The organism is Burkholderia sp. JP2-270, assembly GCF_003233675.1.
Lineage (GTDB): Bacteria > Pseudomonadota > Gammaproteobacteria > Burkholderiales > Burkholderiaceae > Burkholderia > Burkholderia pyrrocinia_C.
Genome location: NZ_CP029824.1, coordinates 528,543 through 555,056, shown reverse-complemented (window position 1 = coordinate 555,056; position 26,514 = coordinate 528,543). Strand labels below are relative to the sequence as shown.

Here is a 26,514-nt window from a genome sequence, read left to right as displayed (position 1 = left end):
CGCAGCCGGTCAGCCGGCGTGCCCATCGATCAGCTCCCCTTTTTCCAGATGCACGAGCGACCGCGCGGCGCGGGCCGCGTGCGCGTCGTGGGTCACCATGATGATCGTCTTGCCGAGCTCGGCGTTCATCCGCTGCAGCATCGCGAGCACGTCGGTGGCCGACGCGCGGTCGAGGTCGCCGGTCGGTTCGTCGGCGACGATCAGCACGGGATCGGTGATCAGCGCGCGCGCGATCGCGACGCGCTGCTGCTGGCCGCCCGATAGCTCGGACGGGTAATGGGTCATCCGGTCGCCGAGGTTCACCATGTCGAGCACGAGCTCGACGCGCTCGCGCCGCTCGCGGCGCGACAGGTGCGTGAGCATCAGCGGCAGCTCGACGTTCTCGAACGCGGTGAGCACGGGCATCAGGTTGTAGAACTGGAAGATGAAGCCGACGTTCGCCGCGCGCCATTCGGCCAGTTGCGCCTCCGCGAGCTGCGAGATGTCGACGCCGCCCACGCGCAGTTCGCCGCTGTCGGGCCGGTCGATGCCGGCCACCAGGTTCAGCAGCGTGCTCTTGCCGGAGCCCGACGGCCCCATCAGCGCGACGAAGTCGCCTTTGCCGATATCGAGCGTGATGTCGGTCAGCACGGGCACGATCTGGTTGCCGCGCCGGTACGACTTCGCGACGTGGCTGATCTCGACGAGGGGCGGCGGTGCGTCGTTCACGCTGGCGCTACTTCTTCGCGACGGTCACTTTCGCACCGTCCTTCAGTTTCGCGCCGGGCGCGAGCACGACCGTATCGCCGGGTTTCACGCCGCGGATCGCGACCAGCTCGCCGATCCGCATGCCGGTGGTCACGGCCGCTGCGCGCACGGTGTCGTCCTTCACGACGAACACGACCGGCCGGCCGTCGCGCTCGACGACGGCGCTCGCCTGCACGGCCGTCACGGGCTGCCGGTCCTGCGCCGACACGGGCTTCGACAGGAACGCGATCTTCGCGCTCATGTCGGGCAGCACGCGGTCGTCGCGGTCGACGAAGCGCACCTTCACGAGCACGGTGGCCTTCGAGCGGTCGACGGTCGGCACGATGCGCGACACGCGGCCCGCGAAGCGCAGGTCGGGCAGCGCGTCGAGCTGGATCTCGCACGGCTGCTCGGCGCGGATCTTCGCGATGTTCGATTCGGCGACGTCGGCTTCGACTTCGAGCGTGTCCATGTCGGCGATCGTCACGACCGCGCCCTTGCTGTCCGATGCGGACGAGAACGGCGTGATGTTGTCGCCGACGTTCGCATGCTTCGCGAGCACGATGCCGTCGAACGGCGCGCGGATCACCGTCTGGTCGACCGCGACCTGCGCGGCCTGCGCATTGGCGTCGGCAGACGCGATCGCGGCCTCGCCGCTGCTGAGCGACGCGCGCGCCTTGTTCATGCGGGCCGTATCGATGTCGAGCTGCGCGGCCGGCACGGCGCCCTTCGGCGCGAGCACCGCGGTGCGGCGCAACGCGATTTCGGCGTCCTTCAGCTCGGCCTGCTGCACGCCGAGGTTCGCGCGGGCGACCTTCGCCTGGGCTAGCGCCTGCGCGAGCGACGCCTCGACGTCGCGGCTTTCGAGGCGCGCGATGATCTCGTCCTTCTTCACGCGCGTGCCCTCGAGCACGCCGAGCCATTCGACGCGCCCCTGGCCCTTCGACGCAACCGCGGCCTTGCGCTGCGGCACGACGTAGCCGGTCGCATTGAGTTGCGTGTCGTTCTGGTACGGGTAGGCGGACGTGACGGACGTGGTTTCGACCGTTGGCCGGCCGGTGAGCGCGATGCCGGCGACGATCGCGACGATGACGAGCGCGGCGGCGGCCGCATAGCGGACCCACCGGCGGCGCCGTGGCACCGGCGCGATCGGACGCCGGTCGATTTTCAGTTTGTCCAGATTGTGATCGGGCAATTTGAGCGCCTCGCGACGGCGGCGGTCTGGCGACCGGCCGCGATCCGGTTTCCGGGGAAAGGGACGGATGGACGCCCAGTATAGCGCCGCGGGGCAGCGCGCGAGAGCCGGTTTGCCGGGCCGCCTCGGCTGCCGGCGGACGGGCCGCACGATGCCGGATACGCATGCCGGGGCGGCCGGAAGCAGGCGCCGTCGGGGAAAACCCGCGAGGCGCAAGCTGCGTGTCAACTTGCCGCGAAGGCGGCGCGTTATGGAGCCAGTACGTCAGTCTTTGTCGCGGCGAAACGGCGCAAGCCGGCCGCCCGGCGGCGACCGGAAACCCCGGCGCGACTGGCGTTCCGATGCGAATGCCTCGCATCTCTTACCGGTACGTTTGACTTTTTCTCCGCTAAAGGAAGAACAATGAAGAAGACGCTCGCTTCGATCATGACCGCAGCATTCGCACTCGCATCGGTTTCGGCATTCGCACAGGCGTCAGCGCCGGCAGCTGACGCGATGGCTCCCGCTTCGGCACCGATGAAGAAGGATCACAGCAAGCCGAAACACCAGCTGAAGACTCACGGTTCGGCGAAGGGCAAGGCGAAGGCTGCTGCTGCTTCGGCTGCAGGCACGAACGACAAGGGCACGCAGAACTAAGCGATTCGCTCCGGGGCCGGCGCTGCCGGCCGCCCGTCGAAAGACCCCGCATGCTCCGGCATGCGGGGTTTTGTTTTTTCAGGCGTCGCCAGGGCCGGACGGCGGCGCCGGCGCGCGCATCGCGTCGACCACCGAGCGCATGCGCCGCCAGTGCGAGCCTTCCCAGAACACGCGCCGGCAGACGTCGCACGCGGCAAAGCGCCGGTGCCGCTGCCGGACCCCGTCCGGCACGTGCGGCGCGGCGGCCTCCGCGTCGAGCGGATGCAGCGGCGCATTGCAGCGCAGGCACAGCCGGAACGGCTGCATGTGCGGCGCGAGATCGAGCCGCTCGAACAGCTCGCGCAGCTGGTCGGCCGGCTGCACCGCGTGCAGGTAGCAGCCGCGCGCGACCGCGCGCCGCTTGAGCAGCTCGCGGTCGCGGGTCAGCACGACCCGGCCCTCGCGGCCGGCGAGCGCCGCGAGCTCGTCGTCGCGGTAGTGGTTGTCGTAGCAGGTGTCGAAGCCCGCGAGGCGCAGCAATTGCGCAAGGCCGCCGAGATGCGCGTCGGCGACGAAGCGCCATTGCTCCGGTTGCGCCGCGGTTGCACCGTTGGCCGGCTGCGCGCGCTCCGGAAAGGCTTCGACATGGTCGCCGTCGTCTAGCGGCCGGTTGAACGCGGCCGGCGCGTCGTTCACGCGGAGCCGGCCGATTTCGGTATGCGGGACGCCAAGCGCCTCGATCGCATGCTTCACCGTCGCATCGCGTGCGCACGCGTGCCCGAACGCGCGGTCGCGCTGCGCGCGCGGGAGAAAGGCGTTCAGTTCGCCGTGGAAGCGGAAGGTCGCGGTCGGCATCCGTGCAGTATCGCACCGCGCCCGGCCGGCGGCAGGCGCTGCAGACGGCCGGCATCTGTGTTTAACTCGCGGCTTCACGGAGCGAAGGAGCGGGCAATGGATCTCGGGTTTATCGGGCTGGGCGAAATGGGGCAGGCGATCGCGACGAACCTGCTGAAGGCGGGGCACACGGTGCGGGTCTGGAACCGGTCGCGCGAGCGGGCCGAGCCGCTCGCGGCATTCGGTGCGCAGATCGTCGTCACGCCGGCCGACGCGTTTCGCGGCGACGCGGTGTTCTCGATGCTCGGCGACGACGCGGCCGCGCGCGCCGTGTTCGACGACGCGCTGCTCGCGCAGGCGCCGCGCGGCCTGATCCACGTGAACATGGCGACGGTGTCGGTCGCGCTCGCCGAATCGCTTGCGCACGCGCACGCGTCGCGCGGCATCGATTATGTCGCCGCGCCGGTGATGGGGCGGCCCGACGTCGCGGCCGCCGCGCGCCTGACGATCATGGCGGGCGGCCCGGCCGAGGCGATCGACCGCGTGCAGCCGCTGTTCGACGCGATCGGCCAGAAGACCTGGCGGTTCGGTTCGCTGCCGCAGCACGCGAACGTCGCGAAGATCGCGGCGAACTTCACGCTCGCATCGGCGATCGAGACGCTCGGCGAGGCGTCCGCGCTGCTCGGCGCGCACGGCGTCGCGATGCGCGACTTCCTTGACGTGATCACGAGCAGCGTGTTTCCGGGGCCCGTCTACGAAGGCTACGGCTCGATGATCGCCGAGCGGCGTTACGAGCCCGCACGCTTCAAGGCGCGCCTCGGGCTGAAGGATGTCCGGCTCGCGCTGGAGGCCGGCGACGCCACGTCGGTGCCGCTGCCGGTGGCGAGCGTCGTGCGCGACAGCCTGCTCGATGCGCTCGCGCACGGCGGCGGCGAGCAGGATTTCGCGGTGCTCGGCGAAGTCGCGCTGCGCCGCGCGGGCCGCTGATCCCGGGCGCGACAGAAGCGTGGCGCGCACGGCATAATCGCCGTTTCGTCTTTCTATTTTCTTTCACGCAGAGGCGGGCATGAACTTGCATACGTGGTGGCTTTTCGTGGCGACGGTGTTCGTCGTGTCGGCGATTCCGGGCCCGAACATGCTGCTCGTGATGACGCACGGCGCACGCCACGGGCTGCGGCGCTCGTCGTCGACGATGGCCGGCTGCCTCACCGCGCTGGTGCTGATGCTGTCGGTGTCGGCTGCCGGCCTCGGCGCGGTTCTCGAGGCATGGCCGGCGATGTTCAACACGCTGCGCTTCGCGGGCGCAGCCTACCTGATCTATCTCGGCGTGAAGGCGTGGCGCGCGCGCGTCGACGACGCGCCGTCGGCCGCCGACGTCGAAACCGTGTCGCGCCAGGCTGCGTCGGCATCGCGCTGGGTACTGTTCCGCAACGGCTTCCTGGTCGCGGGCAGCAACCCGAAGGCGATCCTGTTCGCGGCCGCTCTGCTGCCGCAGTTCATCAACGCGGCCGAGCCGACGCTGCCGCAGTTCGGCATCCTCGTCGTCACGTTCGCGGTGATCGAGGTGAGCTGGTATCTCGTCTACGCATCGTTCGGCACGCGCATCGGCGCGACGCTGAAGAGCCAGAGCGTCGCGAAGATTTTCAACCGGCTGACGGGCGGGCTGTTCGTCGGCTTCGGCGCGATGATGGCGCTGGTCCGTCACTGATTCCGGACTGACTCAGGCGCGCCGAACGCCCCGCCCCTCGCAAGAGGGCGGGGCGTTCGTCTTTTCGCGTCCCGCTCATGCACGCGGGCCAGTCAACGCCTTCGCGCCGGCCCGGCGCCCGGACGAGAGGCCGAACGCGGCCGCCGCACCGGCGAACGCGAACCCGACGCCGCACACCGCACTCCATCCGCCCCATGCCCACGCGCTGCCCGCGAGCGCCGCGCCGAGCGCGCCGCCGACGAAGAACAGCCCGACGAACAGCCCGTTCAGGCGCCCGCGCGCGGCCGGGTTCAGCAGGTTGATCTCGCGCCGGCCGATCGTCTGGTCGACGATGACGCCCGCGTCGAGCAGCGCAGCACCGCCGGCGAGCAGCGCCAGTGCAAGGCCGCGGTGCACTGGCGCGTCGAAGCCGAACCAGCCGGCGCCCGCGATCCCGAGCACGACGAGCGCCGCGAGCATCGTGCCGTGCGCGATTCGCTGCGCGGCCGGGCCATGGCCGCGGTCGCCGGCGCGGCCGGCGAGCGGCGTGACGATCGCGCCGCTGGCGCCGGCGAACGCGAACAGCGCGATCCCGTGCAGGTCGAGGCCGAACGGCGGCTGCGCGAGCCGCAGCCCGACGGCGGTCCAGAACGCGCTGAACGCGGCCATCGCGAGCGCGGCCGACAGCGCGTGCCGGCGCAGCACCGCTTCGTCGACGAGCAGGCGCCCCATCGACGCGAGCAGCGCGCGGTAGCCGGTCGTGATCGACGGCGTGCGCGACGGCAGGCGCAACGCGAGCACGACGGCGATCGCCGCGTTCGCGAGCGCGGCCAGCGCGTAGAACGCGCGCCAGCCGGCCGAGCCCGCGATCAGGCTCGCGAGCGGCCGCGACAGCAGGATGCCGAGCATCAGCCCGCTCATCACGTTGCCGACCGCGCGGCCGCGCTGCGCTTCGGGCGCCATCGACGCGGCCATCGGCACCAGCATCTGGATCACGCTCGACGCGGCGCCGGCGGCGAGCGTTGCCAGCAGGAACACGGCGCCCGACCGCGTGAACGCGGGCAGCGCGAGCGCGGCCGCGCATGCGATGAGCGTCGAGACGATCAGGCGGCGGTTTTCGAGCAGGTCGACCAGCGGCACGAGCAACACGAGCCCGGCCGCGTAGCCGAGCTGCGGCAGCATCGCGACGAGGCCGGCGAGGCCCGCCGGCAGGTGCAGGTCGGCGCTGATCGGGCCGGTCAGCGGTTGCGCGGCGAACAGGTCCATCACGATCACGCCGACCGTCGCGGCGAAGAACAGCGTCATGCCCGCGCTCAGCGCAGGCGGCGCGTCGACGGGCGTGCGAGCGGCGGCGGGACAGGAGTCGGCAGGGCAGTTCATCGGAAGCCTGGGGTGCGGGTCGAAGGAACCCCCATCGTAGGCGGTCGATGTTTATGCGACAATTGAAATATGTCTAACATGATTATGCGAGTTTGTTTTGAATACGCGTGATCTCCTGGCGTTCGTCGCGGTGGTCGACAGCGGGTCGATGGTCGCCGCGGCCGCAAAACTTCACCTGACGCAGCCGGGCCTGACGCGGCGCGTGCAGAACCTCGAAACGCTGCTCGGCATGCCGCTGCTCGAACGGCAAAGCAAGCCGCTGAAGCCGACCGCCACCGGGCGCGACGTCTATGCGCTTGCGCGCAACGTGCTGGGCGCGGTCGACGAACTGATGGCGGCGGGCGCGCCGGATAGCGAGCCGTCGGGCGAGCTGCGCATCGGCGTCCCGCCGTTCCTGTCCGAGCTGGCGCTCGAGCGGCCGATCGACCGGCTGCGCGATGCATTTCCGCGCCTGACGCTGCGCGTGACGGCCGGCTGGTCGCCGGCGCTGATGCAGGGCATCGAGCGGGGCACGCTCGACGTCGCGGCCGTGATGGTGCCGGCGAGCGCGGTGCTGCCCGACGCGTTCACCGCGACGCTGCTCGCCACGCAACCGACGGTGCTCGTCGCCGCGCGCGACTTTCCGCTGCCGGACGGTCCGCTGTCGCTCGACACGCTGTCGGGTTTTCCGTGGGTGCTGAGCCAGGACGGCTGCGGGATGCGTTCGGCGCTGAGCCGCGCGCTCGGCGCGGCCGGGCTGCCGTTCGACGTCGCGGTCGAGGCGTTCGGCTCGGAACTGCAGCTGTCGCTCGTTGCGCGCGGCGCCGGCATCGGCATCGCGGCGCCGAACGCGCTGGCGCGCAGCGCGCATCGTGATGCGCTGAGGGTGGTGGAGACAGCGGGGCTGGAGACGCGGATCAACGTGTGGATCGTGCACGGTGCGCTGCCGGGCCGCCTGGTGCGGCCCGTCGCGCTGCTGCGCGACGCGCTGGCCGAAGTGCTGGACCGGGAGACCGGGAAGGGGTCAGAAGCAAACGAAACGATCTAGAGCCGGCGTTCGAGGGAAAATCCTTATTTTCTCTACGGAAATGTTGCATTGCGGAAATCGATTCGCTATAGTTACACCTGTCTCCTCCATGTCTCCTCTGATATGGATTCAGCCCGCCTCTTAGGCGGGCTTTTTTTTGCCTGCGATTTTGCCGCGGCGTTCCATTCGTCGTCCGTCGCCGGGCTCAGAACTTGTACGTCATCCCGACGTAGCTGATGATCGGGTCGGCCTTCAGGTCCGATTTCGACTCGGCGAGCACCGAACCGTCGGCTGCCTTGATCGTCACCGTCGACGTCGTCTTCAGCGGGATGTACGTCACCGACGCGATCAGCCCGAAATGCTCGGTCATGTTGTACTGCAGGCCCGCGTTGAACACCGGCTGCCATGACGACGACGCCTTTGCCTCCACCGATGTCGTACCCGGCTTGCCCGCGCCCGCCGCGAGAATCGCGCCGAGGTTGTCCTGCGTCTGCTTGATGAAGTTCGTGTTGAGCTGCAGGTCGCTGAACCAGTTGTACGACACGCCGAGGCCGAGGAACGGCCGGAACTTCGCGGTCGCCTGCCCGAAGTAGTACTGCAGCAGCACGGCCGGGCTCCACTGCCGCACGCTCTTCACGATCGGGTTGACCGACGCCAGCCCGATGTTCTGCGTGCCGAGCGCGCCGGCCGGGCCGGGCGGCTTGATCGTGCCCTGGCCCGACACCTTGAACACCGGCGGTACGCCGGCCACCGACGTGACCGCGATATGGTCGGTCAGGAAGTGGCTGATCGTCAGGCCGACGGTGTCGGCGCCGCTCGTGCGCAACCCGGTGCCCGGCGACGTGAACGACGGCGGCAGCCGCAGCGGCGTGTTGATCGGCGTCGGCGCGACGTTGGTGGTCATCGGCGTGCTGCTCTGCTGCGGCATCACGTGGAACCAGCCCAGCGTGACGACGTTGCTGCCGGCGCTCTGCGCGTGCGCCGCGAGCGGCGCCAGTGCGGCGGCGCCGGCCGCCGCGCAGAGAAGGGTTTTCTTCATCACGGCTTCCCTCCGCTTACTGGACGAACGCGCCGATCGTGAAATACGGCGTCGATCCCGCGTTATCGAGGAAACCGAACACGCCACCCGAGAAGATGAACTTGCCGGTCGGCGACGTGCTGCCCGAACCCGTGTGGATCGTCGTGACCGTGCCCGGCACCTTCTGCGTGTAATCGAGGTCGAGCACTCTCGTGAGCGACGCCTGCGACGGCTGGAACGGATCGAGCAGCGTCGCCTGGGTGTTGATCAGCGCGGTGGTCCGGTAGTTGAACTCGCTGTCGACGCCGATGTACTCGCCGTTCTGCGAGCCGGCTGCGACCGCCGTCTGCGGTGCGAGGATCGAGATGCTCGATTCGTCGTCGGCGGTAAGGCCCGGTACGCCGTTGCTGTCGGGCGTCGGGTTCGGGTTCGCGACACCCGTGCGCACGAGGATCGGCACGAGCTGGTTGCGCAGCTTGCCGACGATCATGAAGCCCTTGCCCTGCGGCGTCGCCGACAGCGTCGGCTTCAGTTGGCTGCGGTAGTTGTTCGACTGGAACGCGCCGCTGCCGTCAGCGGACTGCACGAAGTTCGTGCCCTGCTGCGTGCACGCGCCGCCGGCGAACTGGCCGGTCGTGTCGCACTTGGTCCATGAGCCGTCCGCGTTGATCGTCACCTTCGCGTCGATCGACGCGGGCGCGAAGTTCTGCGACGGCACTTCGCCGAAGCCGACATGGCTGTACGTGCCCGCGACTTTCGCGATGTCGGTCTCGATCGACGAGAAGCCGATGAACGGGTAGTACGGGAATTTCGTGTCGGGCACCGCGGCCTGGCCGAGCACGCCGCCGAACTGGATTTCCTTGCCGGGAATCGTGCCGCCGGCGACGCCGAAGCCGACGAAGATCCGTGCCGGGCGCGTCGAGTCGAGGCTCGCGCCGTTCAGGCGGAACGCGCACTGGTTCAGCTTGTTGGTCGGCAGCAGTGTTTCCTGCGTGAGCGTGCCGCTGTCGACGGTGCCCGCGCGGGTCGGCACGACGGTGCCGGTCGTTTGCGGAACCGCCGATTCGACGTACGTGACCTGCCAGGTCATCTTGGTCGTGTCGAGCTGGACCTTGGCGAGTTCGCCGCTGCCCGCGCCACCGGTAAACACGGTGCTGTAGTCGAGCGACGCAGGGCAGAGCCGGTCTTCGACGAGCGGGGGCGGGTTGTCGCTGCCGCCGCCGCATGCGGAAAGAAGGGGGGCGGCAAAGGCCGCCGCCAGAATGAGGTTGCGCTTCATGTTGCTCCTCCAGATTTGTCTTGTGTGGCGGCCAGCTCCCTGTCGGCCGCTTCTGTTGCTTGTGCTCGTCCTGCGTGCGCGGTGCCGCGCGCTTCGTCCGTCGCGCGGCGGCGGGTGTACCGCCGCCGCGTCCTCGATCGCTACTTGCTGATCTGCGCGCCCACGCCGAAGTACGGTGTCGACGAAGTCGTCGAGTTTGCCGACGTCGACGTGACGCCGCCGTTCACCGTGCCCTGCACGAGTGCCGCGTACAGCCCGCCCGTCGCGATCACCACGCCCGATGCGGACGGGTAGGTCGCGCCGCTCGGCGGCGTCGTCTTCGCGTTCAGCAGGCCCGGCGTCGCCTGGCCGTAGTCGAGCGTGAAGCCGTCTTCCTCGGCCTGCGTGGTCGGGTTGATGAACGATGCGTTGCTGCCGCGGATCAGGGCGGCCGTGTACTTGAAGTTCGAATCCGCGCCCGCGTAGCCGCCGTCGATCGCGCCGGACGTGATCGCCGTCGCCGCGCCGAGCACCGCGATGCCCGATTCGTCGTCGACCTGCGCGTCGAGGTGCAGCGGCGGCGTGCCGAGCTTCACGTTGCCCGTGCGCACGATCACCGGCACCGTCGCGCCGTTGAGCTGGCCGATCACCATGTGCGCGGTCGCCGACTTGCCGGTCGCGCCGACGATCGGCAGTTGCGTTTGCGGCAGCGTCTGCGGCGCCTTCGTGCTGTCGAAGTAGCCGCCGTTCGCGCTCGTCTTCCACGGATCGCCGGTCGTCTGGCAGCCGCCCGAACCGGTCGACGTGCACGCGCCGTTCGCATCGAACGTCTCGCTCGAGTTCGATCCCTTCGTCGCGTAGTTGCCCGACGGCACGAGGTGGTAGATCAGCGCGTTGTACGTGCCCGGCAGCTTCGACAGGTCGGTCGTCGTGTTCGCGAAGCCGAGGAACGGATAGAAATCGAAGTGGCGGTTCGGCACCTGGCCGACGTTCTGCACGACGCCCGGGATGATCGTCAGCCCGTCGTACTGGATCGTCGCGCCGGGAATGCCGCCGCCCGCGACGCCCATGCCGACGAGCAGCATCGGCGGGTTCGCCTGGTTGAAGTCGGCGGCCGTCGAATAGGTCGAGCCGTCCGGCGCGGGGCCCGTGCCCGGCGTGAGGACGAACGCGCAGCGCGTCTGCTCGGCGGTCGGCAGCGTGCCGGTCGGCGGGTGGATGACCTTGCCGGTGATCGTCGTGCCGACGCGGCTGGGCGTGACGGTGCCCGTCTTCAGCGGAATCGGCGATTCGAGCCACTTGAGCGTGTACGTCATCGCGACCGCGTCGATGTTGACGCTGACGATCTCGCCGCTACCGGCACCGCCGAGATACGTGCTCTTCACGATGTCGGCGTCGGCCGGACACAGCGAACCGTTGACGGGCAGTGACGGCGGCGGCCCTTGCGTGCCGCAGCTCGATCCGGAACATTGGGGCGCATTGATCGGCGCGAGCGCGCCGCCGGAATCCCCTCCACCACATGCAACCAGGAAAGGGGCAATGGCAAAGGCCGTTGCCACCCCCTTCGATAAGGCGTGCGACATGCCGCTGTCTCCAATCGTTTAATTGTGCGAGCTAATGTCGCTGCCTAGATTTTTGCTGTCAATTGATGAACCCGTCTAAAAAAGGCGATTGAAACGGATGTCGTGTTTTTAATCCTTGTCCGACACGACATTCAGTAAGAATTAAAACGGGCGAGGGGCTGGCAAAAGCTGCCGGAGTGGGGGATGTGCCACGCGCGGAAGGCTGTTGAAGAACCTTCCCGCGCACAACGGAAGTGTTTAAAGCGGCGATATCCGGTTTATCCCTATTCGGGATTGACTGGAGAAAGAAGGGGGGAGTTAATTCGCTGGTAATCGCGCAATGGAAAGCTTGTAAATATTTGTAAATGCGCGAACAGGATTTTATTTATTGCGTGATACGGGTAAATAAAAAGCCGGCCAGCGGCCGGCTTTGCATCGCAAGAGAGGATGATCAGCGCGTGAGGCCCGCGTCCTCGGCCGCGCCGATGTTGAGATTCATGCACTGGATCGCGGCGCCCGACGCTCCCTTGCCGAGGTTGTCGAGGCGTGCGACCGTGACGAAGCGCTCTTCGTTGCCGAACACGAACAGGTCGACGCGGTTCGTGTCGTTGTTCGCCTGCACGTCGAAGAAGCCGCCGTCGAGGTTCGCGTCAGCGTTGAACGGCGCGACGCGCACGAAAGCTTCGTCCGCGTAGTACTCGGCGAACACGCGCTGCACATCCTGCGGCGTCGCGCGCTTCGCGAGCTGTTCGGGCGTGAAGTAGGTCGTCACCGCGAGGCCCTTCAGGAACGGGCCGACGATCGGCGTGAAGATCGGCGGGGTCGCGAGGCCCGTGTGCGCGGCCATTTCCGGCAGGTGCTTGTGCGTGAGGCCGAGCGCGTACGGGCGCGGGCTCGCGAGCTTGCCGCCCGGCGCCGCGTTCTCGTAGTCGGCGATCATCGACTTGCCGCCGCCGCTGTAGCCGGTGATCGAGTAGCTGTGCGCGGCGAACGTCGGCGCGACGATGCCCGCATCGACGAGCGGACGCATCGCGAGCACGAAGGCCGATGCGTGGCAGCCCGGCACCGCGATGCGCTTCGACGTGCGAATCTTCTCGCGCTGCGCGCGGGTCAGTTCGGGCAGGCCGTAGGCCCAGTCGGCGCTCGTGCGGAATGCGGTGCTCGCGTCGATCAGCGTCGTGTTCGGGTTCTCGACGAGCGAGGCCGATTCGCGCGACGCGACGTCCGGCAGGCACAGGAACGTGACGTCCGACGCATTGATCAGGCGGCGGCGCTCGTCGACGTCCTTGCGCTTCGCTTCATCGATGCGCAGGATCTCGATATCGTGGCGCGCCGACAGGTATTCGAAGATCTTGAGGCCGGTCGTGCCTTCCTGGCCGTCGACAAAAACTTTGGTGCTCATTTCGCTCTCACTGAATGAAACGGGGGCCCGCGCCCGGAGACCGCCATTTTAAGACGTCATCAGGCGCGCCTGCACCGCGCGGGGCGAAAAAAGACGGCCGGCGGGCCGTCTTGTGTCCCTTTGATGCCCGCCGGAGCGGGCGCCGGGGCGTGCTCAGCGGGCGCCGGCGGTCCAGCGGGCCGTCGCTTCGGCGATGCGCCGGCCGAACGCCTTCGCGGTCTCGAGGTCGCCCGGCAGCGGGCCCTCGTCGGGCGTCGCATCCGCCGGCGACTGCGCGAGCAGGCCCGTGAAGCCGCCGAGATAGTTGATGTCGTTGCGCGTGGCCGACTTCGAATTGGCCGGCATCAGGCTCGTGCCGACCCACACCATCCCATGCTGCATCGACAGCGTGACGAAATACTGAATCGTCGAGAACTTGTCGCCGTTCATCGTCGCGGAGTTCGTGAAGCCCGCGGCGATCTTGTCCTTCCACTTCTGCGTGAACCACGCTTTCGACGTTGCGTCGGCAAACTGCTTGAACTGAGCCGACGGGCCGCCCATGTAGGTCGGCGCGCCGAAGACGATCGCGTCGGCCGCGTCGAGGGCGGCCCAGCCCGCGTCGTCGATGTCGCCGACGGCGATCAGGCGCACGGTCGCGCCTGCGTCCTGCGCGCCCGCGAGAACGGCATCGGCCAGTTTCTGCGTGTGACCGTAGCCGCTGTGATAGACGATGACGATGTTCGACATGAGGCGTTCTCCGGAAAGGGACGGGAGCGGCGGCCGCAGCGGCCTGCCGCGTCACGCGTCGCCGGCGGGCGGCGCGACCGATGCGCGGCGTGTGATGCCGCGTCCGGTGACGACGAGTCTAGCAAGCCGAAATGACGGGAAAACGCGCGCAAGCGGCGCACTGAAATTCGCGGCGGCCGGCAATCGCGACGTGGCGTTACTGCCGTCACTGCCCGTAGTTGACCGTGAATTGCGCGCTGCCGATCGCGAGCGTGCCGATCTCGTGCTCGAACATCGGTGCGGGTCGGCCCTGGGCGAGGCGCAGGTCGTCGCCCTTCAGCGCGTAGACGGTGATCACGTAGCGGTGCGGCTTGCCGGGCGGCGGGCACGGGCCGCCGTAGCCGTCGATCCCGAAGTCGTTGCGCGCCTCGATCGCGCCGATGCGCCGCAGGAAGCCGGACGCGCTCGCGTCGGCGGGCAGGCTCGTGACCGTGGCCGGGATGCCCGCCACGGCCCAGTGCCACCAGCCGCGCCCGGGCGCGTCGGGATCGAAGATCGTGACCGCGTAGCTGCGCGTGCCGGGCGGCGGGTTGTGCCAGGCGAGTTGCGGCGAGTGGTTCTTGCCCTTGCAGTCGCCGCGGTCGAACACGTTCGTGGCGCGGACGCGCCCGCCGGGCGTCAGGTCGTCGCTCGACACGATGAACGGGCCTTCCGCATGAACGGGCAGCGCCGCGAAGACGGCGGTGCACACGAGGAGAGCGAGGAACGGAGACGGGCGACCCGATGGCGCAGGCGGAGTGATCCGGCGATCCACACGCATATGGCGCTTCTCCCGTCACGTGGGCCGGACCGATGCTCCCGGCGTTGTTGGCGTTGTGCGTTGCCCGCGTAGCTGATGGCGGCGATGGATCAAGTCTAGCATTAGGGTTCGATGAGCGACGCACACCGGGGCTGGCGATTGAGATCGGTCATTGCGTGAAGCGACGGACGAAAAAAAGCCGCCTGCGATGAAGCAGGCGGCTTTTTCAGCCAGGACGCCGGCATGGATGCCGGCGCGGCGTCACTCCTGGGCGCCCGTCGCGCCGCCGTGAGCGGCCGACCACTCGGCCGGCGCGTGCAGGAATTTCTCGACTTCGTCGAGCGTCTTCGTTTCGAAGTAGCCCGAAGCCTTCGCGACGCGCAGCACGTCCCACCACGTCGCCAGCGCGTGCAGGTCGACGTCGATGTCCTTCAGGACCGACACGCTTTCCTTGAAGATGTCGTAGTGGAACAGCACGAAGCAGTGGTTCACCGTCGCGCCCGCGGTACGCAGCGCATTGACGAAGTTGATCTTGCTGCGGCTGTCGGTCGTCAGGTCTTCCACCAGCAGCACGCGCGAGCCTTCTTCCAGATGGCCTTCGATCTGCGCGTTGCGGCCGAAACCCTTCGGCTTCTTGCGCACGTACTGCATCGGCACCATCATCCGGTCCGCGATCCATGCCGCGAACGGGATGCCGGCCGTCTCGCCGCCCGCCACCGCGTCGATCTGCTCGAAGCCGATGTCGCGCGTGATCGTCGTTTCCGCCATTTCCATCAGCGCACGGCGCACGCGCGGATACGAGATCAGCTTGCGGCAGTCGATATAGACGGGGCTTGCCCAGCCGGACGTGAAGATGAACGGTTTTTCGGCGTTGAAGTGCACCGCCTGCACTTCGAGCAGGATTTTGGCGGTCGTATCCGAGATCGACTGACGATCGTAGCCTGTCATGGGCATTCCTTGGGTGATGAGCGAGGAGCGGGCGCGGGCCCGGTGGCGCAGCACGGGAACCCGGCCGGGGGCCGGGGGCGCGATCGGAAGGCCGATTGCATCGCTGCGCGCGTAGCCGGCTATTTTACCCGATTCAGGCCGGTTCTCGGCGGAATTCGCGCGGGTTCGCGATGCCGCTCGCCACCGGCGAAACAAGCGGGGGCGGATCGCTCCGATGCGATGCCGGGGATGCGGCGCTGCACCAACATGTGTCATGCGCGGGGTGTACACTAGGCGACCCTTAGAAATCGTTCAGTACTTTGTACTTTCCTCTTGCCACCCGCCAAGGTTCGATGGCGTGCCGACCCGGCGCGTCGCGTGCCGTCTCGCAGTCGATCATCCCCTCGATTCAAGCAGATGCGGCCGAAGGTGCTGTGTACTGAACCGTCAAAATTTCGCATGTCTCTCGCAGGTCAATCATGGACGAACAACTGAAGCAGGCCGCTCTCGCTTATCACCTGAACCCGAAACCCGGCAAGATTTCGGTCACCCCGACCAAGCCGCTGTCGAACCAGCTCGATCTGTCGCTCGCGTATTCTCCGGGCGTCGCCGCCGCGTGCGAGGCGATCCACGCCGATCCGCTCGACGCGCAGAAGTACACGTCGCGCGGCAACCTCGTCGGCGTCATCACGAACGGCACGGCCGTGCTCGGTCTCGGCAACATCGGCCCGCTCGCCGCGAAGCCGGTGATGGAAGGCAAGGGCTGCCTCTTCAAGAAATTCGCGGGCATCGACGTGTTCGACATCGAGCTGTCGGAGTCCGACCCCGACAAGCTCGTCGAGGCGATCGCGATGCTCGAGCCGACCCTCGGCGGCATCAACCTCGAGGACATCAAGGCGCCGGAATGCTTCTACATCGAGCAGAAGCTGCGCGAGCGCATGAAGATCCCCGTCTTCCACGACGACCAGCACGGCACCGCGATCATCGCGTCGGCCGCGATCCTGAACGGCCTGAAGGTCGTCGGCAAGAAGCTGTCCGAAGTGAAGCTCGTGTGCTCGGGCGCCGGCGCCGCGGCCATCGCGTGTCTGGACCTGCTGGTGAACCTCGGCCTGACGAAGTCGAACATCCTCGTCGCCGATTCGAAGGGCGTGATCTACGAGGGGCGCGGCAATCTCGATCCGTCGAAGCAGCGCTATGCGGCGACCACCGACGCGCGCACGCTCGCCGATGCGATCGTCGGCGCGGACGTGTTCCTCGGCTGCTCGAGCGCGGGCGTGCTGAAGCAGGACATGGTCAAGACGATGGGCGAGCGGCCGCTGATCCTGGCGCTCGCGAACCCGGAACCGGAAATCCGCCCGGAAGACGCGAAGGCCGTGCGCCCGGACGCGATCGTCGCGACCGGCCGTTCGGACTACCCGAACCAGGTCAACAACGTGCTGTGCTTCCCGTTCATCTTCCGCGGCGCGCTCGACGTCGGCGCGACGACGATCACGGAAGAAATGAAGCTTGCGTGCGTGCGCGCTATCGCCGAGCTGGCCGAGGAAACCGACCAGAGCGAGGAAGTCGCGAAGGCGTATGAAGGCCACTCGCTCGAATTCGGGCCGGAATACCTGATTCCGAAGCCGTTCGACCCGCGCCTGATCATCAAGATCGCGCCGGCCGTCGCGCAGGCCGCGATGGATTCGGGCGTCGCGACGCGTCCGATCCAGGACATGGACGCGTACCGCGAGCAGCTCGGCACGACCGTTTACCGCACCGGCATGGTGATGCGCCCCGTGTTCGCGACCGCGAAGAAGAAGCAGGCCCGCATCGTGTATGCCGAAGGTGAGGACGAGCGCGTGCTGCGTGCCGCGCAGTTCGTGCTGCAGGAAAAGATCGCGCAGCCGATCATCGTCGGCCGTCCGTCGGTCGTCGAGATGCGCCTTGCGAAGATCGGCTCGAAGCTGAAGGCCGGTGTCGATTTCGAGATCGTCAATCCGGAAGACGACACGCGCTACCACCGCTACTGGCAGGCGTACCACGACATCGCTGCGCGCGACGGCGTGACGCCGGAAGTCGCGAAGGCCGCGATGCGCAAGTTCAACACGCTGATCGGCGCGATGCTCGTGCATCTGGGCGACGCGGACGGGATGATCTGCGGGATGATCGACACGTTCCACAGCCACCTGAAGTTCATCGAGCAGGTGCTGGGCCGTGCGAAGGGCGCCGAGCACTTCGCGGCGATGAACCTGCTGATGCTGCCGGGCCGCAACCTGTTCCTGTGCGACACGTACGTGAACGAGCAGCCGAGCGCCGAACAGCTCGCCGACATGACGATCCAGGCCGCGGCCGAGATCGAGCGCTTCGGCATCACGCCGAAGGCCGCGCTGCTGTCGAACTCGAACTTCGGCAGCGCGCCGTCGTCGTCGTCGCGCCGCATGGCCGAGGCTCGCAAGCTGATCGTCGAACGTGCGCCGAACCTGGAAGTCGACGGCGAAATGCACGGCGACGCGGCGTTGTCGGAAGTGATCCGCAAGCAGGCCTTCCCGGGCACGACGCTGTCGGGCGAAGCGAACCTGCTGATCATGCCGAACGTCGAAGCGGCGAACATCGCGTACAACCTGCTGAAGATGGTCGGCGGCGAAGGCGTGACGGTCGGCCCGTTCCTGCTCGGCGCCGCACAGCCGGTCCACATCCTGACGCCGGCCGCGACCGTGCGCCGGATCATCAACATGACGGCCGTTGCCGCCGCGAACGTGAACACGAAGTAAGTTCGCGCCCGCGTGCGCCGCGCTTCAGGCGCGGCGCAATGAAAAACGCCACGGAACCTGCGTTCCGTGGCGTTTTTTTATCGTGATCCGCTGCTGGCGGAGCGCGGCGGGCGTCCGGGTTGCGAATGCCCGCCGCGCGCCGTTACGCGACCTGCTGGTGCGACTGGCCGCCCGTCGGCGAACGCCACTTCGCGAGCAGCGTGTTCCACTTCTGGCGTACCGCGCGCAGGTTGTTCTCCTTCACGTGGCCGTAGCCGCGAATGCCGTCCGGCAGCGCCGCGAGCTCGAGTGCGAGCGGGCGGTTGGCCGCGTTCAGCTTGGCCGTCACTTCGCCGATCAGCGCTTCGTACTCGCCGATCAGCGCGCGCTCGGTGCGGCGCTCTTCGGTGCGGCCGAACGGGTCGAGCCCCGTGCCGCGCAGGAATTTCGCCTTCGCGAGCAGCCGGAACGCCGACATCATCCACGGGCCGTACGCCTTCTTCACGAGATGGCCGTGCGCGTCCGTCTTCGCAAACAGCGGCGGCGCGAGGTGGAACTTCAGCTTCCAGTCGCCTTCGAACTGCGCGGACAGGCGCGCGAGGAACGCCGGATCGGACTGCAGCCGCGCGACCTCGTATTCGTCCTTGTACGCCATCAGCTTGAACAGGTTGCGCGCGACCGCTTCGGTCAGTTGTTCCTGCACCGTATCGCCGTCCGCCAGCGCGCGCTCGGCCGCGCGCACCTTGTCGACGAATGCCGCGTAGCGCGATGCGTACGCGGCGTTCTGGTACGCGGTGAGGAATTCCACGCGCTTCGCGATCAGCGCGTCGACCGCCTTCTTCGTGTGCAGCGCGATCACCGTGGCGCCTTGCGCGGGGCGCGCATCGCCGGCCGCGGCCTGCTTCACGCTTGCCAGGTCGTACGCGGCGCGCCGGCCCCAGTCGAAGGCCGCGCGGTTCTTCTCGACCGACACGGCGTTCAGCTCGATCGCGCGTTCGAGCGATGCGAGCGTGAGCGGCAGCCAGCCTTTCTGCCACGCGTAGCCGAGCACGAACGGGTTCGTGTAGATCGCGTCGCCGAGCAGCGCGACCGCGAAGCGGTTCGCGTCGATGAAATCGACGGCAACGCCTGCCGCCGCGCGGATGTCGGTCTCCGCGGACAGGCCGGGGAACGCCCAGTTCGGGTTCTTGATGAACTCGGCGGTCGGCGTCTGCGCGCTGTTGACCACCACGCGCGTCGCGTCGTGCCGCATCCGCGACGTGCACTCGTCGCCGGCCGTGACGATCGCGTCGCAGCCGATCACGAGGTCGGCTTCGCCCATCGCGATCCGCGTCGCGTGGATGTCGGTCGGCGCGTGCGAGATCTGCACGTGGCTCATCACGGCGCCGCCCTTCTGCGCGAGGCCCGTGACGTCGAGCACGGTCACGCCCTTGTTCTCCAGGTGCGCGGCCATTCCGAGCAGCGCGCCGATCGTGACGACGCCCGTGCCGCCGACGCCCGTGACGAGCACGCCGTACGCGCGGTCGATGTCCGGCAGCGTCGGCTCCGGGATCGGCGGCAGCGCGCTGCCGTCGACCGAAACCGCCTTCGGCTTCTTCAGCTGGCCGCCCTCGACCGTGACGAAGCTCGGGCAGAAGCCCTTCAAGCACGAGAAGTCCTTGTTGCAGCTCGACTGGTTGATCTGGCGCTTCGTGCCGAACTCGGTTTCCAGCGGCTCGACCGACAGGCAGTTCGACTGCACCGAGCAGTCGCCGCAGCCTTCGCATACCGCTTCGTTGATCACGACGCGCTTGGCCGGGTCCGGATAGGTGCCGCGCTTGCGACGGCGGCGCTTCTCGGTTGCACAGGTCTGGTCGTAGATCAGGATCGTCGTGCCGGCGATCTCGCGCAGCTCGCGCTGCACGTCGTCGAGCTGGTCGCGGTGATGAATCGTCACGGCGGGCGCGAGCAGCGCCTTCTGGCTGTCGTACTTCTCCGGCTCGTCGGTGACGATCACGATCTTCTTCGCGCCCTCTGACGCGAGCTGGTGCGTGATCTGCGGCACCGTCAGCACGCCGTCGACCGGCTGGCCGCCCGTCATCGCGACCGCATCGTTATAGAGGATCTTGTAGGTGATGTTCGCTTTCGACGAGATCGCCGCGCGCACCGCCAGCAGGCCCGAGTGGAAATAGGTGCCGTCGCCGAGGTTCGCGAACACGTGCTTCTCGTCCGTGAACGGCGCCTGGCCGATCCACGGCACGCCTTCGCCGCCCATCTGGCTGAAGGTGCTGGTGCTGCGGTCCATCCACACGGTCATGTAGTGGCAGCCGATGCCGGCGATCGCGCGCGAGCCTTCCGGTACGTTGGTCGACGTGTTGTGCGGGCAGCCCGAGCAGAACCACGGCTTGCGCTCGGTCTGCACGTGTGGCTTCGCGAGCGCCATTTCCTTCGCATTGATCACCGCGAGCCGCGCGGCGATGCGCGCGCGCACGTCGGACGGCAGCTCGAACTTATCGAGGCGCGTCGCGATCGCCTTCGCGATGATCGCGGGCGACAGTTCGTAGTGCGCGGGCAGCAGCCAGTTGCCCATCGGCACCGACCATTCGCCGCCGGCGCCGTCCTTCTCGTCGAACTTGCCGAACACGCGCGGCCGTTGCGCGTCGGGCCAGTTGTACAGCTCTTCCTTGATCGCGTACTCGAGGATCTGGCGCTTTTCCTCGACGACGAGGATTTCGTCGAGGCCGCGCGCGAATGCCTGCGCGCCCTGCGCTTCGAGCGGCCACACGCAGCCGACCTTGTAGAGCCGGATGCCGATCCGCGCGCAGGTTTCGTCGTCGAGACCGAGGTCGGTCAGCGCCTGGCGCACGTCGAGGTACGCCTTGCCGCCCGTCATGATCCCGAAGCGCGCGCCCGGCGAGTCGATCTCGATCCGGTCGAGCTTGTTCGCGCGCACATAGGCGAGCGCCGCGTACCACTTGTAGTCGAGCAGCCGTGCTTCCTGCACGAGCGGCGGGTCGGGCCAGCGGATGTTCAGGCCGCCGTCCGGCATGATGAAGTCGGTCGGCAGCACGATCTCGGTGCGATGCGGGTCGATGTCGACCGACGCCGACGATTCGACGACGTCCGTCACGCACTTGAGCGCGACCCACAGGCCCGAGTAGCGGCTCATCGCCCAGCCGTGCAGGCCGAAATCGAGATATTCCTGCACGTTGGACGGGAACAGCACGGGCAGCCCGCAGGCCTTGAAGATGTGCTCGGACTGGTGCGCGAGCGTCGACGATTTCGCCGCGTGGTCGTCGCCGGCGAGCACCAGCACGCCGCCGTGCTGTGACGAGCCGGCCGAGTTCGCGTGCTTGAAGACGTCGCCGGTGCGGTCGACGCCCGGGCCCTTGCCGTACCACATGCCGAACACGCCGTCGTGCTTCGCGCCGGGGTACAGGTTCACCTGCTGCGAGCCCCACACGGCGGTGGCGGCGAGATCTTCGTTGATACCGGGCTGGAAGACGATCTGGTGGGCCGCCAGGTGCTGCTTGGCCTTCCAGAGCGACAGATCGAGGCCGCCGAGCGGAGAGCCGCGATAGCCGGAGATGAAGCCGGCCGTATTGAGACCGGCGGCGCGGTCGCGTTCCTGCTGGAGCATCGGCAGGCGCACGAGGGCCTGGATGCCGCTCATGTATGCGCGGCCGCGCTCCAGTGTGTATTTGTCATCAAGCGTGACGGACTTCAGCGCGGCTTCTAGCGACGCGCGTTGGCCTGCGTCTAGCGGGGCATTCATTAACAGTCTCCTCCACCCAGTTTGGGATCACCAAAACTCGACTGCTCCGGCGTCTTGTGAACGCGTCGGCAGTGGCCGGCATATTGGCCGGTTTTAAGCGATGGTAGCACTGGGGCAAACCCGCCGCCCATCGGCCGGAATGCGGGTTGAATTGCGGCGGCGCACCAGGAAAAAGGGCTTGATCATGCGTTACATCATGTAAATGCATGTAAAGCCGGCTCCATCTGCGGGCAAATGCCGTTAATCTTGTCGGCCTGCCGGAGGTGCCCGGCCGCGTTGGTTCGTTTCGACGCAACCGGGGAGGCGCCGGCAGTTTTACAGGAGGTGCAATGAACACACGTCATATCCAGAGTTTCCTGATCGTGTCCGCCGCGTTTTTTCGCGATGACCGGCCCGGTGCGCGCGCAAGGCGCGAGCGCACTGGCGGCAGCCGGCGCACAGATGCGTCAGATCGTGCCAGCCCAGGATGCCGTCGCGCAGCCGGCGGCCGAGCGCGTCGTCGAGTCGAAGGTGAACGCGCGTTGATCCGGTCGCGCGGCCTGCGGGCCGTGCCGGAATGCAAAAAGGGCGGGAATCGTCGGATTCCCGCCCTTTTTCTTTGTGCCGCCGGATCGTGCGATCGGCCCGGTTGCCCCGGGCCGCCGCGCGCCGGACGCGTCAGGCCTTGTCCTGCACGACGCCGCGGCGGATCTGGTCGAGCTCGATCGATTCGAACAGCGCCTTGAAGTTGCCTTCGCCGAAGCCCTGGTTGCCCTTGCGCTGGATGATCTCGAAGAAGATCGGCCCGATCTGGTTCTCGGTGAAGATCTGCAGCAGCAGGTCGTCGCGTGCGCCGTCGATCAGGATCTTGCGCTTCTTCAGTTCGTCCAGCGATTCGCCGTGGTTCGGCACGCGGCGGTCGACCAGCTCGTAATACGTGTCGATCGTGTCGAGCAGCTTCACTTCCTTGCTGCGCAGGCCGTCGACCGCGCCGTAGATGTCGTTCGTGCCGAGCGCGATGTGCTGGATGCCTTCGCCGTGGTACGCGTCCAGGTATTCCTGGATCTGGCCGGCGGTGTCCGAGCCCTCCTCGTTGATCGGGATGCGGATCTTGCCGCACGGCGACGTCATCGCCTTCGACTTCACGCCCGTCACCTTGCCTTCGATGTCGAAGTAGCGCACTTCGCGGAAGTTGAACAGGCGTTCGTAGAACTCGGCCCATTCCTGCATGCGGCCGCGATGCACGTTGTGCGTCAGGTGGTCGATGTAGGTGAGGCCGTGACCGACCGGGTTCGGGTTCGCGCCGGCGATCGGCTCGAAATCGACGTCATAGATGCTGATGTCGCCGATCGAGCCCGGCTGCGCGCCGTTCTTGCCGCGCCAGCGGTCGACGAAGTAGATCAGCGAATCGCCGATGCCCTTGATCGCCGGGATGTTCAGCTCCATCGGGCCCGTCTTGTTGTCGAAGCCCCATGCGCCGAGTTCGAGCGCGTGCTTGTACGCCTTCGCGGCGTCCTGCACGCGGAATGCGATCGCGCAGATCGACGGGCCGTGCAGGCGCGCGAATCGTTGCGCGAACGAATCGGGTTCGGCGTTGATGATGAAGTTGATGTCGCCCTGGCGGTAGACCGTCACGTCCTTGTGGCGGTGGCGCGCAATCGCGGTGAAACCCATCCGTTCGAACAGTTGTCCGAGCGCTTTCGGGTCCGGCGCCGTGTATTCGATGAATTCGAAGCCGTCGGTGCCGACGGGGTTGTCCCAGTTGGGGATCTGCATGTCGTGTCTCCTGTGCGGGGCGATCGGCCGGGGCGACGTGCGCGTGCCGGCCCGGTTCGATGTCGAAGGCGGCGCACGTGTCGGCGTGCGCAACGAATCGGTACGTGCGACAGAGTGTAGCGGGCGACCGCGAGCGGAAACTTGCGAACTTAATCGTCCGTGCCTACGATGGCGCAATTTCCAGTCTTTAAATAATCATCGGAGGGCAGAAGATGGCGCAAGCCGAATTGGATGCCATCGACCGGCGGATTCTCGCGATTCTTCAGGAGAACGGGCGCCTGTCGAACCAGGAGATCGCCGAGCGCGTGAACCTGTCGCCGAGCCCGTGCCTGCGACGGATCCGGCGGCTCGAGGAGATCGGCGTGATCACCGGCTATGTCGCGCTGCTGGATCCGCAGAAGCTCGGGCTCGACCTGCTCGCGTACGTGAGCGTGCGGCTCGAGAAGCGGGGCGGCCTGGCGCCGGTGCGGGTCGACGAGACGTCGGCGCGCGCGGGTGCGACCCACGCGGAGCTGTTTCGCGCGGCCGTGCAGACCTGGCCGGAAGTGGTCGCGTGCCACGCGATGACGGGAGACATGGATTACCTGCTGCGCGTGCAGGTCGAGGACATGGCGCATTTCTCCCGCTTCGTGCAGGAGCATTTGCTGCATCACCCGTCGGTGATCGACGTGAAGACGAGCTTTTCGCTCGAATGCTTCAAGGAGACGACGGCGTTGCCGATTCGTTCGGTGCGCTAGCGCGCCCGATGGCGGAGGAAGGAGAAAAGGGGGCCGGGCGCACCGCAGCAGCGCGCCCGGTCGGCCGATGTTACGCCGTCAGCGCGTCGGGCATCAGCGCTTCGATGAACTTCGACGTGCGGTGCGCCTGGCGCTTGAGCGCGTAGTCGAACACCGCCGCCTGTTCCTGCAGCATCTCGGCGATGATCGTCGAGTGGTCGGCCGGCGGCAGCGACAGGTACGCATCGGCTTCGCCGTACGCGTACTCGATGCGCATCCCGGATTTCTTCGCGATGTGCATCATCGTCGCGTTACGCGACAGGCAGTGCATGTACAGCATCGTCACGTGCGTGTTGCGGCTGCGGATCGCCGCGCGCTCGAACAGCTTCGAGCCGACGCCGCGGCCGCGTGCGCTTTCGAGCACCGACACGCCGAATTCGGCCGTGCGCTTGTCGCCCTCGGCCGGCAGGTAGGCCAGGTGGCCGACGCCGATCAGTGCGAGTTCGTGGTCGAACACGCCGAACACGGTGTCGCGACCGAAGTCGATCGTGCGGACATAGTTCTCGATCACGTGGTCAGGCACCAGCTGGCCGAAACGCAGCAGGCGGTCCTCTTCGTCGAGCGAGAGAAAGTGGGTGAGCATCTGCTCACGGTCTTTGGAAGCCAGTTCCCTGACGAGAACCGGCGCACTACCGGCGGTGCCGACGACATCGGCATTGCCGTTCAATTGCGTGTTCATCGTGGGTTCCTCAATATGTGACCGTACAGCGGGTTGTGCAACGCAGCAGCATTTTACCCGACCGTCGGCCCTCGGATTGGGGAAAACCCGTATTTAACCTTATTTATGCTGGAGGATGAATTCTAAATTCGCTTGGTTAACACAGCATCTATTTGATTTTTAACGAATTTAAAATTCATCATATGAAATGTGCGGCGGGCCGCCGCAGTGTGCCCGTCCTGCAACGCTTGCTGCTGTGCGGCAATCAGGCCGCCGTCGACAGCCCGCGTTCGATCAGGTCGATCACCTGCTCGGCGAAGTCGCGGTAGCCGAGACGGCCGCCCGGCTTCAGCCACGTGAACGTCCAGTTGATCATCCCGAACACCATCATCGTCACGGATGTCTGGTTTTCCTTCGAGATGCGGTCCGGGTACGCGCGCGCGAGCTGCCGCGTGAACGCTGCGACGATATCGCGCTGGCGGTCGAGCACGATCTCGCGCTGCGCATCCTCGAGATACTTCACGTCGTTGAGCAGCGCGACGTGACGGCTGTGCGACGTCTCGTATTCGGAGAGGAACGCGCGCACGAGCTCCGCGAACGCGTCGCGTTCGCTGAGGCCGCGCCGCTGGCTCGCCCCTTCGACCTCGGCGATGATCAGCATCAGCCGCTTCGTGTAGCGGTCGAGCAGGTCGAACAGGATCGCTTCCTTGCTCTCGTAATAGTGATAAAGGCGTGCCTTCGACGTGCCGCTCGCGGTCGCGAGATCGGACATCGACGTGCTCGGGTAGCTCGTCTGCGCGAATTTCTCGGCGGCGAGATCGAGGATCTGCTCGCGCTGGGATTCGTGGTCGGGCGCTCGGGTACGGGCCATGGTCGAATGCGTAAGATTAGCGGTGCGCGATGGCGGCGCGGGCCGCGCGCACCTGCGTGGAAGAGAGGGCGGCGGGCGCGTCGTCCTGCAGCTCGAGCCGGCCGGCTGCCGCGAGTTCGCGGCAGCGCCACCAGGCGATCGAGTCGCTGACGAACAGGCCGCCGCGGTCGGCGTCGGCCATGATGCCGCCGACGAGGCGCCGCGCGGGCAGCCAGTCGGTTTCCGCGCGCGCGACGATCAGCGCGTCGAGATCGGCATAGTAGCCGCTCTTGATCGTGTTGCTGACCCAATAGCGAAGTTCGGCGTTCAGGTGCTTCGCCTCCTGCCATTCGAGCGCGAGGCGACCGATGCGCAGCACCGAGATCGGCGCGGCCACCGGCCGCTTCCGCGCCAGTTCCGCGGGCGAGAACATCCCGGTCGTGCATGCCTGGTCGGTGCGCGACAGCGATGCGCGTTGCGCCGAGTCGAGATCGGCGGCCGACAGCCGCACTTCGTTCAGGCGCTGCGGGACATTGCGCAGGTGATAGGCGACGCGGCGCAGCAGCAGCTTGTCGCCGACGCTCGGCGCGTGCCACACGACCACCTGGCCCGTATCCATCGCGAGCTGGTCGAGACGCGCGAATTCGTCTTCGATTTCCGCGTTCCAGTCGGGGATCTGGTCGCCGAGCACGCGCTCCCAGAAGGCGGCACGCGTGTCGGGCGTCTCGTCGGCGCCCTTCAGCGGCCCGACGCCGAGATCGTCGAGCAATCCGACGACGCGCTCGTCGCGTCCGGCTTGCGCGAGTGCCTCGCTCAGCGACGCGGCGGCGGTGCCGCCCTGAATCACATGAATGGTACTCATCGGCCTGTCGTCAACA

General features: G+C 67.3%; 22 protein-coding genes and 1 pseudogene. 7 read left to right on the top strand and 16 right to left on the bottom strand.

The annotated features are described in order from the left end of the window. Positions 1–9: 9 nt before the first annotated feature. Together DM992_RS02660 and DM992_RS02655 are read right to left on the bottom strand one after the other, a co-directional pair. Entirely contained in the window at positions 10–708 is a 699-nt protein-coding gene (locus DM992_RS02660; protein WP_111015533.1) for an ABC transporter ATP-binding protein, read from the bottom strand. A gap of 7 nt (positions 709–715) precedes the next feature. After that, the gene (locus DM992_RS02655) at positions 716–1,921 is read right to left on the bottom strand and encodes an efflux RND transporter periplasmic adaptor subunit (RefSeq protein WP_111015532.1); all 1,206 of its coding nucleotides are present in this window, start codon (positions 1,919–1,921) and stop codon (positions 716–718) included. A gap of 402 nt (positions 1,922–2,323) precedes the next feature. On the opposite strand from DM992_RS02655, the gene DM992_RS02650 reads away from it, so the two are divergent. Continuing rightward, on the top strand, positions 2,324–2,557 hold the full coding sequence (locus DM992_RS02650; protein ID WP_111015531.1) for a hypothetical protein: 234 nt from the start codon (positions 2,324–2,326) through the stop codon (positions 2,555–2,557). Between the two features lie 78 nt (positions 2,558–2,635). On the opposite strand, the gene DM992_RS02645 is transcribed toward DM992_RS02650, so the two are convergent. Further along, positions 2,636–3,391, bottom strand: a complete 756-nt coding sequence (locus DM992_RS02645) for a Mut7-C RNAse domain-containing protein (protein WP_111015530.1) — start codon at positions 3,389–3,391, stop codon at positions 2,636–2,638. A gap of 96 nt (positions 3,392–3,487) precedes the next feature. On the opposite strand from DM992_RS02645, the gene DM992_RS02640 reads away from it, so the two are divergent. Next, positions 3,488–4,357, top strand: a complete 870-nt coding sequence (locus tag DM992_RS02640; protein ID WP_111015529.1) for an NAD(P)-dependent oxidoreductase — start codon at positions 3,488–3,490, stop codon at positions 4,355–4,357. 79 nt (positions 4,358–4,436) lie between these two features. Continuing rightward, complete coding sequence (locus DM992_RS02635; protein ID WP_111015528.1) at positions 4,437–5,078, top strand: LysE family translocator; 642 nt, start codon at positions 4,437–4,439, stop codon at positions 5,076–5,078. 75 nt (positions 5,079–5,153) lie between these two features. On the opposite strand, the gene DM992_RS02630 is transcribed toward DM992_RS02635, so the two are convergent. Further along, a complete protein-coding gene (locus DM992_RS02630) occupies positions 5,154–6,437 on the bottom strand; it encodes an MFS transporter (protein WP_111015527.1) in 1,284 nt (427 codons plus the stop codon). A gap of 97 nt (positions 6,438–6,534) precedes the next feature. Between DM992_RS02630 and DM992_RS02625 the strand changes: the two genes are divergently transcribed. Further along, the gene (locus tag DM992_RS02625) at positions 6,535–7,464 is read left to right on the top strand and encodes a LysR family transcriptional regulator (protein WP_111015526.1); all 930 of its coding nucleotides are present in this window, start codon (positions 6,535–6,537) and stop codon (positions 7,462–7,464) included. Positions 7,465–7,648: 184 nt separating this feature from the next. On the opposite strand, the gene DM992_RS02620 is transcribed toward DM992_RS02625, so the two are convergent. The 7 genes from DM992_RS02620 to DM992_RS02590 form a co-directional block, all read right to left on the bottom strand. Next, positions 7,649–8,482 (bottom strand): OmpW family outer membrane protein, encoded by an 834-nt coding sequence (locus DM992_RS02620; RefSeq protein ID WP_034183948.1) that lies wholly within the window; start codon positions 8,480–8,482, stop codon positions 7,649–7,651. A gap of 16 nt (positions 8,483–8,498) precedes the next feature. After that, entirely contained in the window at positions 8,499–9,740 is a 1,242-nt protein-coding gene (locus DM992_RS02615) for a DUF2957 domain-containing protein (RefSeq protein WP_111015525.1), read from the bottom strand. Between the two features lie 140 nt (positions 9,741–9,880). After that, entirely contained in the window at positions 9,881–11,302 is a 1,422-nt protein-coding gene (locus DM992_RS02610) for a DUF2957 domain-containing protein (protein WP_111015524.1), read from the bottom strand. A 430-nt stretch (positions 11,303–11,732) separates the two neighbouring features. Further along, the gene (gene argC / locus DM992_RS02605) at positions 11,733–12,683 is read right to left on the bottom strand and encodes an N-acetyl-gamma-glutamyl-phosphate reductase (protein WP_111015523.1); all 951 of its coding nucleotides are present in this window, start codon (positions 12,681–12,683) and stop codon (positions 11,733–11,735) included. A 153-nt stretch (positions 12,684–12,836) separates the two neighbouring features. Beyond that, on the bottom strand, positions 12,837–13,409 hold the full coding sequence (locus DM992_RS02600) for a flavodoxin family protein (RefSeq protein WP_111015522.1): 573 nt from the start codon (positions 13,407–13,409) through the stop codon (positions 12,837–12,839). A gap of 205 nt (positions 13,410–13,614) precedes the next feature. Continuing rightward, positions 13,615–14,208, bottom strand: coding sequence for a YbhB/YbcL family Raf kinase inhibitor-like protein (locus DM992_RS02595; RefSeq protein WP_111015521.1), 594 nt, complete (start codon positions 14,206–14,208; stop codon positions 13,615–13,617). A 240-nt stretch (positions 14,209–14,448) separates the two neighbouring features. Then, positions 14,449–15,135, bottom strand: a complete 687-nt coding sequence (locus DM992_RS02590; RefSeq protein WP_034183954.1) for an orotate phosphoribosyltransferase — start codon at positions 15,133–15,135, stop codon at positions 14,449–14,451. 458 nt (positions 15,136–15,593) lie between these two features. Between DM992_RS02590 and DM992_RS02585 the strand changes: the two genes are divergently transcribed. Continuing rightward, entirely contained in the window at positions 15,594–17,864 is a 2,271-nt protein-coding gene (locus tag DM992_RS02585) for an NADP-dependent malic enzyme (protein ID WP_111015520.1), read from the top strand. Between the two features lie 142 nt (positions 17,865–18,006). Here the strand turns inward: DM992_RS02585 and DM992_RS02580 are convergent, their stop codons facing one another. Further along, positions 18,007–21,597 (bottom strand): indolepyruvate ferredoxin oxidoreductase family protein, encoded by a 3,591-nt coding sequence (locus tag DM992_RS02580; protein ID WP_111015519.1) that lies wholly within the window; start codon positions 21,595–21,597, stop codon positions 18,007–18,009. Between the two features lie 329 nt (positions 21,598–21,926). Here DM992_RS02580 and DM992_RS02575 point away from each other — a divergent pair. After that, a pseudogene (locus DM992_RS02575) lies at positions 21,927–22,122 on the top strand (hypothetical protein). Between the two features lie 132 nt (positions 22,123–22,254). Here the strand turns inward: DM992_RS02575 and hppD are convergent. Further along, complete coding sequence (gene hppD, locus DM992_RS02570) at positions 22,255–23,352, bottom strand: 4-hydroxyphenylpyruvate dioxygenase (RefSeq protein WP_111015518.1); 1,098 nt, start codon at positions 23,350–23,352, stop codon at positions 22,255–22,257. Between the two features lie 212 nt (positions 23,353–23,564). On the opposite strand from hppD, the gene DM992_RS02565 reads away from it, so the two are divergent. Further along, positions 23,565–24,089 (top strand): Lrp/AsnC family transcriptional regulator, encoded by a 525-nt coding sequence (locus DM992_RS02565; RefSeq protein WP_111015517.1) that lies wholly within the window; start codon positions 23,565–23,567, stop codon positions 24,087–24,089. 70 nt (positions 24,090–24,159) lie between these two features. Here the strand turns inward: DM992_RS02565 and DM992_RS02560 are convergent, their stop codons facing one another. The 3 genes from DM992_RS02560 to DM992_RS02550 all read right to left on the bottom strand — a co-directional run bounded on the left by DM992_RS02560 (position 24,160) and on the right by DM992_RS02550 (position 26,498). Next, a complete protein-coding gene (locus DM992_RS02560) occupies positions 24,160–24,807 on the bottom strand; it encodes a GNAT family N-acetyltransferase (RefSeq protein WP_162631573.1) in 648 nt (215 codons plus the stop codon). 244 nt (positions 24,808–25,051) lie between these two features. Continuing rightward, a complete protein-coding gene (locus DM992_RS02555; protein WP_027783292.1) occupies positions 25,052–25,657 on the bottom strand; it encodes a TetR/AcrR family transcriptional regulator in 606 nt (201 codons plus the stop codon). Positions 25,658–25,673: 16 nt separating this feature from the next. After that, entirely contained in the window at positions 25,674–26,498 is an 825-nt protein-coding gene (locus tag DM992_RS02550) for a DUF1835 domain-containing protein (RefSeq protein WP_111015515.1), read from the bottom strand. Between the last annotated feature and the right edge of the window lie 16 nt (positions 26,499–26,514).

Excerpts from the sequence above, each read along its gene's own strand:
- DM992_RS02590 (WP_034183954.1), bottom strand. The coding sequence starts at position 15,135 with ATGACAGGCTACGATCGTCAGTCGATCTCGGATACGACCGCCAAAATC.
- DM992_RS02640 (WP_111015529.1), top strand. The coding sequence starts at position 3,488 with ATGGATCTCGGGTTTATCGGGCTGGGCGAAATGGGGCAGGCGATCGCG.
- DM992_RS02600 (WP_111015522.1), bottom strand. The coding sequence starts at position 13,409 with ATGTCGAACATCGTCATCGTCTATCACAGCGGCTACGGTCACACGCAG.
- DM992_RS02560 (WP_162631573.1), bottom strand. The coding sequence starts at position 24,807 with ATGAACACGCAATTGAACGGCAATGCCGATGTCGTCGGCACCGCCGGT.
- hppD (WP_111015518.1), bottom strand. The coding sequence starts at position 23,352 with ATGCAGATCCCCAACTGGGACAACCCCGTCGGCACCGACGGCTTCGAA.
- DM992_RS02635 (WP_111015528.1), top strand. The coding sequence starts at position 4,437 with ATGAACTTGCATACGTGGTGGCTTTTCGTGGCGACGGTGTTCGTCGTG.
- DM992_RS02585 (WP_111015520.1), top strand. The coding sequence starts at position 15,594 with ATGGACGAACAACTGAAGCAGGCCGCTCTCGCTTATCACCTGAACCCG.
- DM992_RS02555 (WP_027783292.1), bottom strand. The coding sequence starts at position 25,657 with ATGGCCCGTACCCGAGCGCCCGACCACGAATCCCAGCGCGAGCAGATC.
- DM992_RS02550 (WP_111015515.1), bottom strand. The coding sequence starts at position 26,498 with ATGAGTACCATTCATGTGATTCAGGGCGGCACCGCCGCCGCGTCGCTG.
- DM992_RS02645 (WP_111015530.1), bottom strand. The coding sequence starts at position 3,391 with ATGCCGACCGCGACCTTCCGCTTCCACGGCGAACTGAACGCCTTTCTC.
- DM992_RS02650 (WP_111015531.1), top strand. The coding sequence starts at position 2,324 with ATGAAGAAGACGCTCGCTTCGATCATGACCGCAGCATTCGCACTCGCA.
- DM992_RS02630 (WP_111015527.1), bottom strand. The coding sequence starts at position 6,437 with ATGAACTGCCCTGCCGACTCCTGTCCCGCCGCCGCTCGCACGCCCGTC.
- DM992_RS02620 (WP_034183948.1), bottom strand. The coding sequence starts at position 8,482 with ATGAAGAAAACCCTTCTCTGCGCGGCGGCCGGCGCCGCCGCACTGGCG.
- DM992_RS02595 (WP_111015521.1), bottom strand. The coding sequence starts at position 14,208 with ATGCGTGTGGATCGCCGGATCACTCCGCCTGCGCCATCGGGTCGCCCG.
- argC (WP_111015523.1), bottom strand. The coding sequence starts at position 12,683 with ATGAGCACCAAAGTTTTTGTCGACGGCCAGGAAGGCACGACCGGCCTC.
- DM992_RS02610 (WP_111015524.1), bottom strand. The coding sequence starts at position 11,302 with ATGTCGCACGCCTTATCGAAGGGGGTGGCAACGGCCTTTGCCATTGCC.
- DM992_RS02615 (WP_111015525.1), bottom strand. The coding sequence starts at position 9,740 with ATGAAGCGCAACCTCATTCTGGCGGCGGCCTTTGCCGCCCCCCTTCTT.
- DM992_RS02565 (WP_111015517.1), top strand. The coding sequence starts at position 23,565 with ATGGCGCAAGCCGAATTGGATGCCATCGACCGGCGGATTCTCGCGATT.
- DM992_RS02580 (WP_111015519.1), bottom strand. The coding sequence starts at position 21,597 with ATGAATGCCCCGCTAGACGCAGGCCAACGCGCGTCGCTAGAAGCCGCG.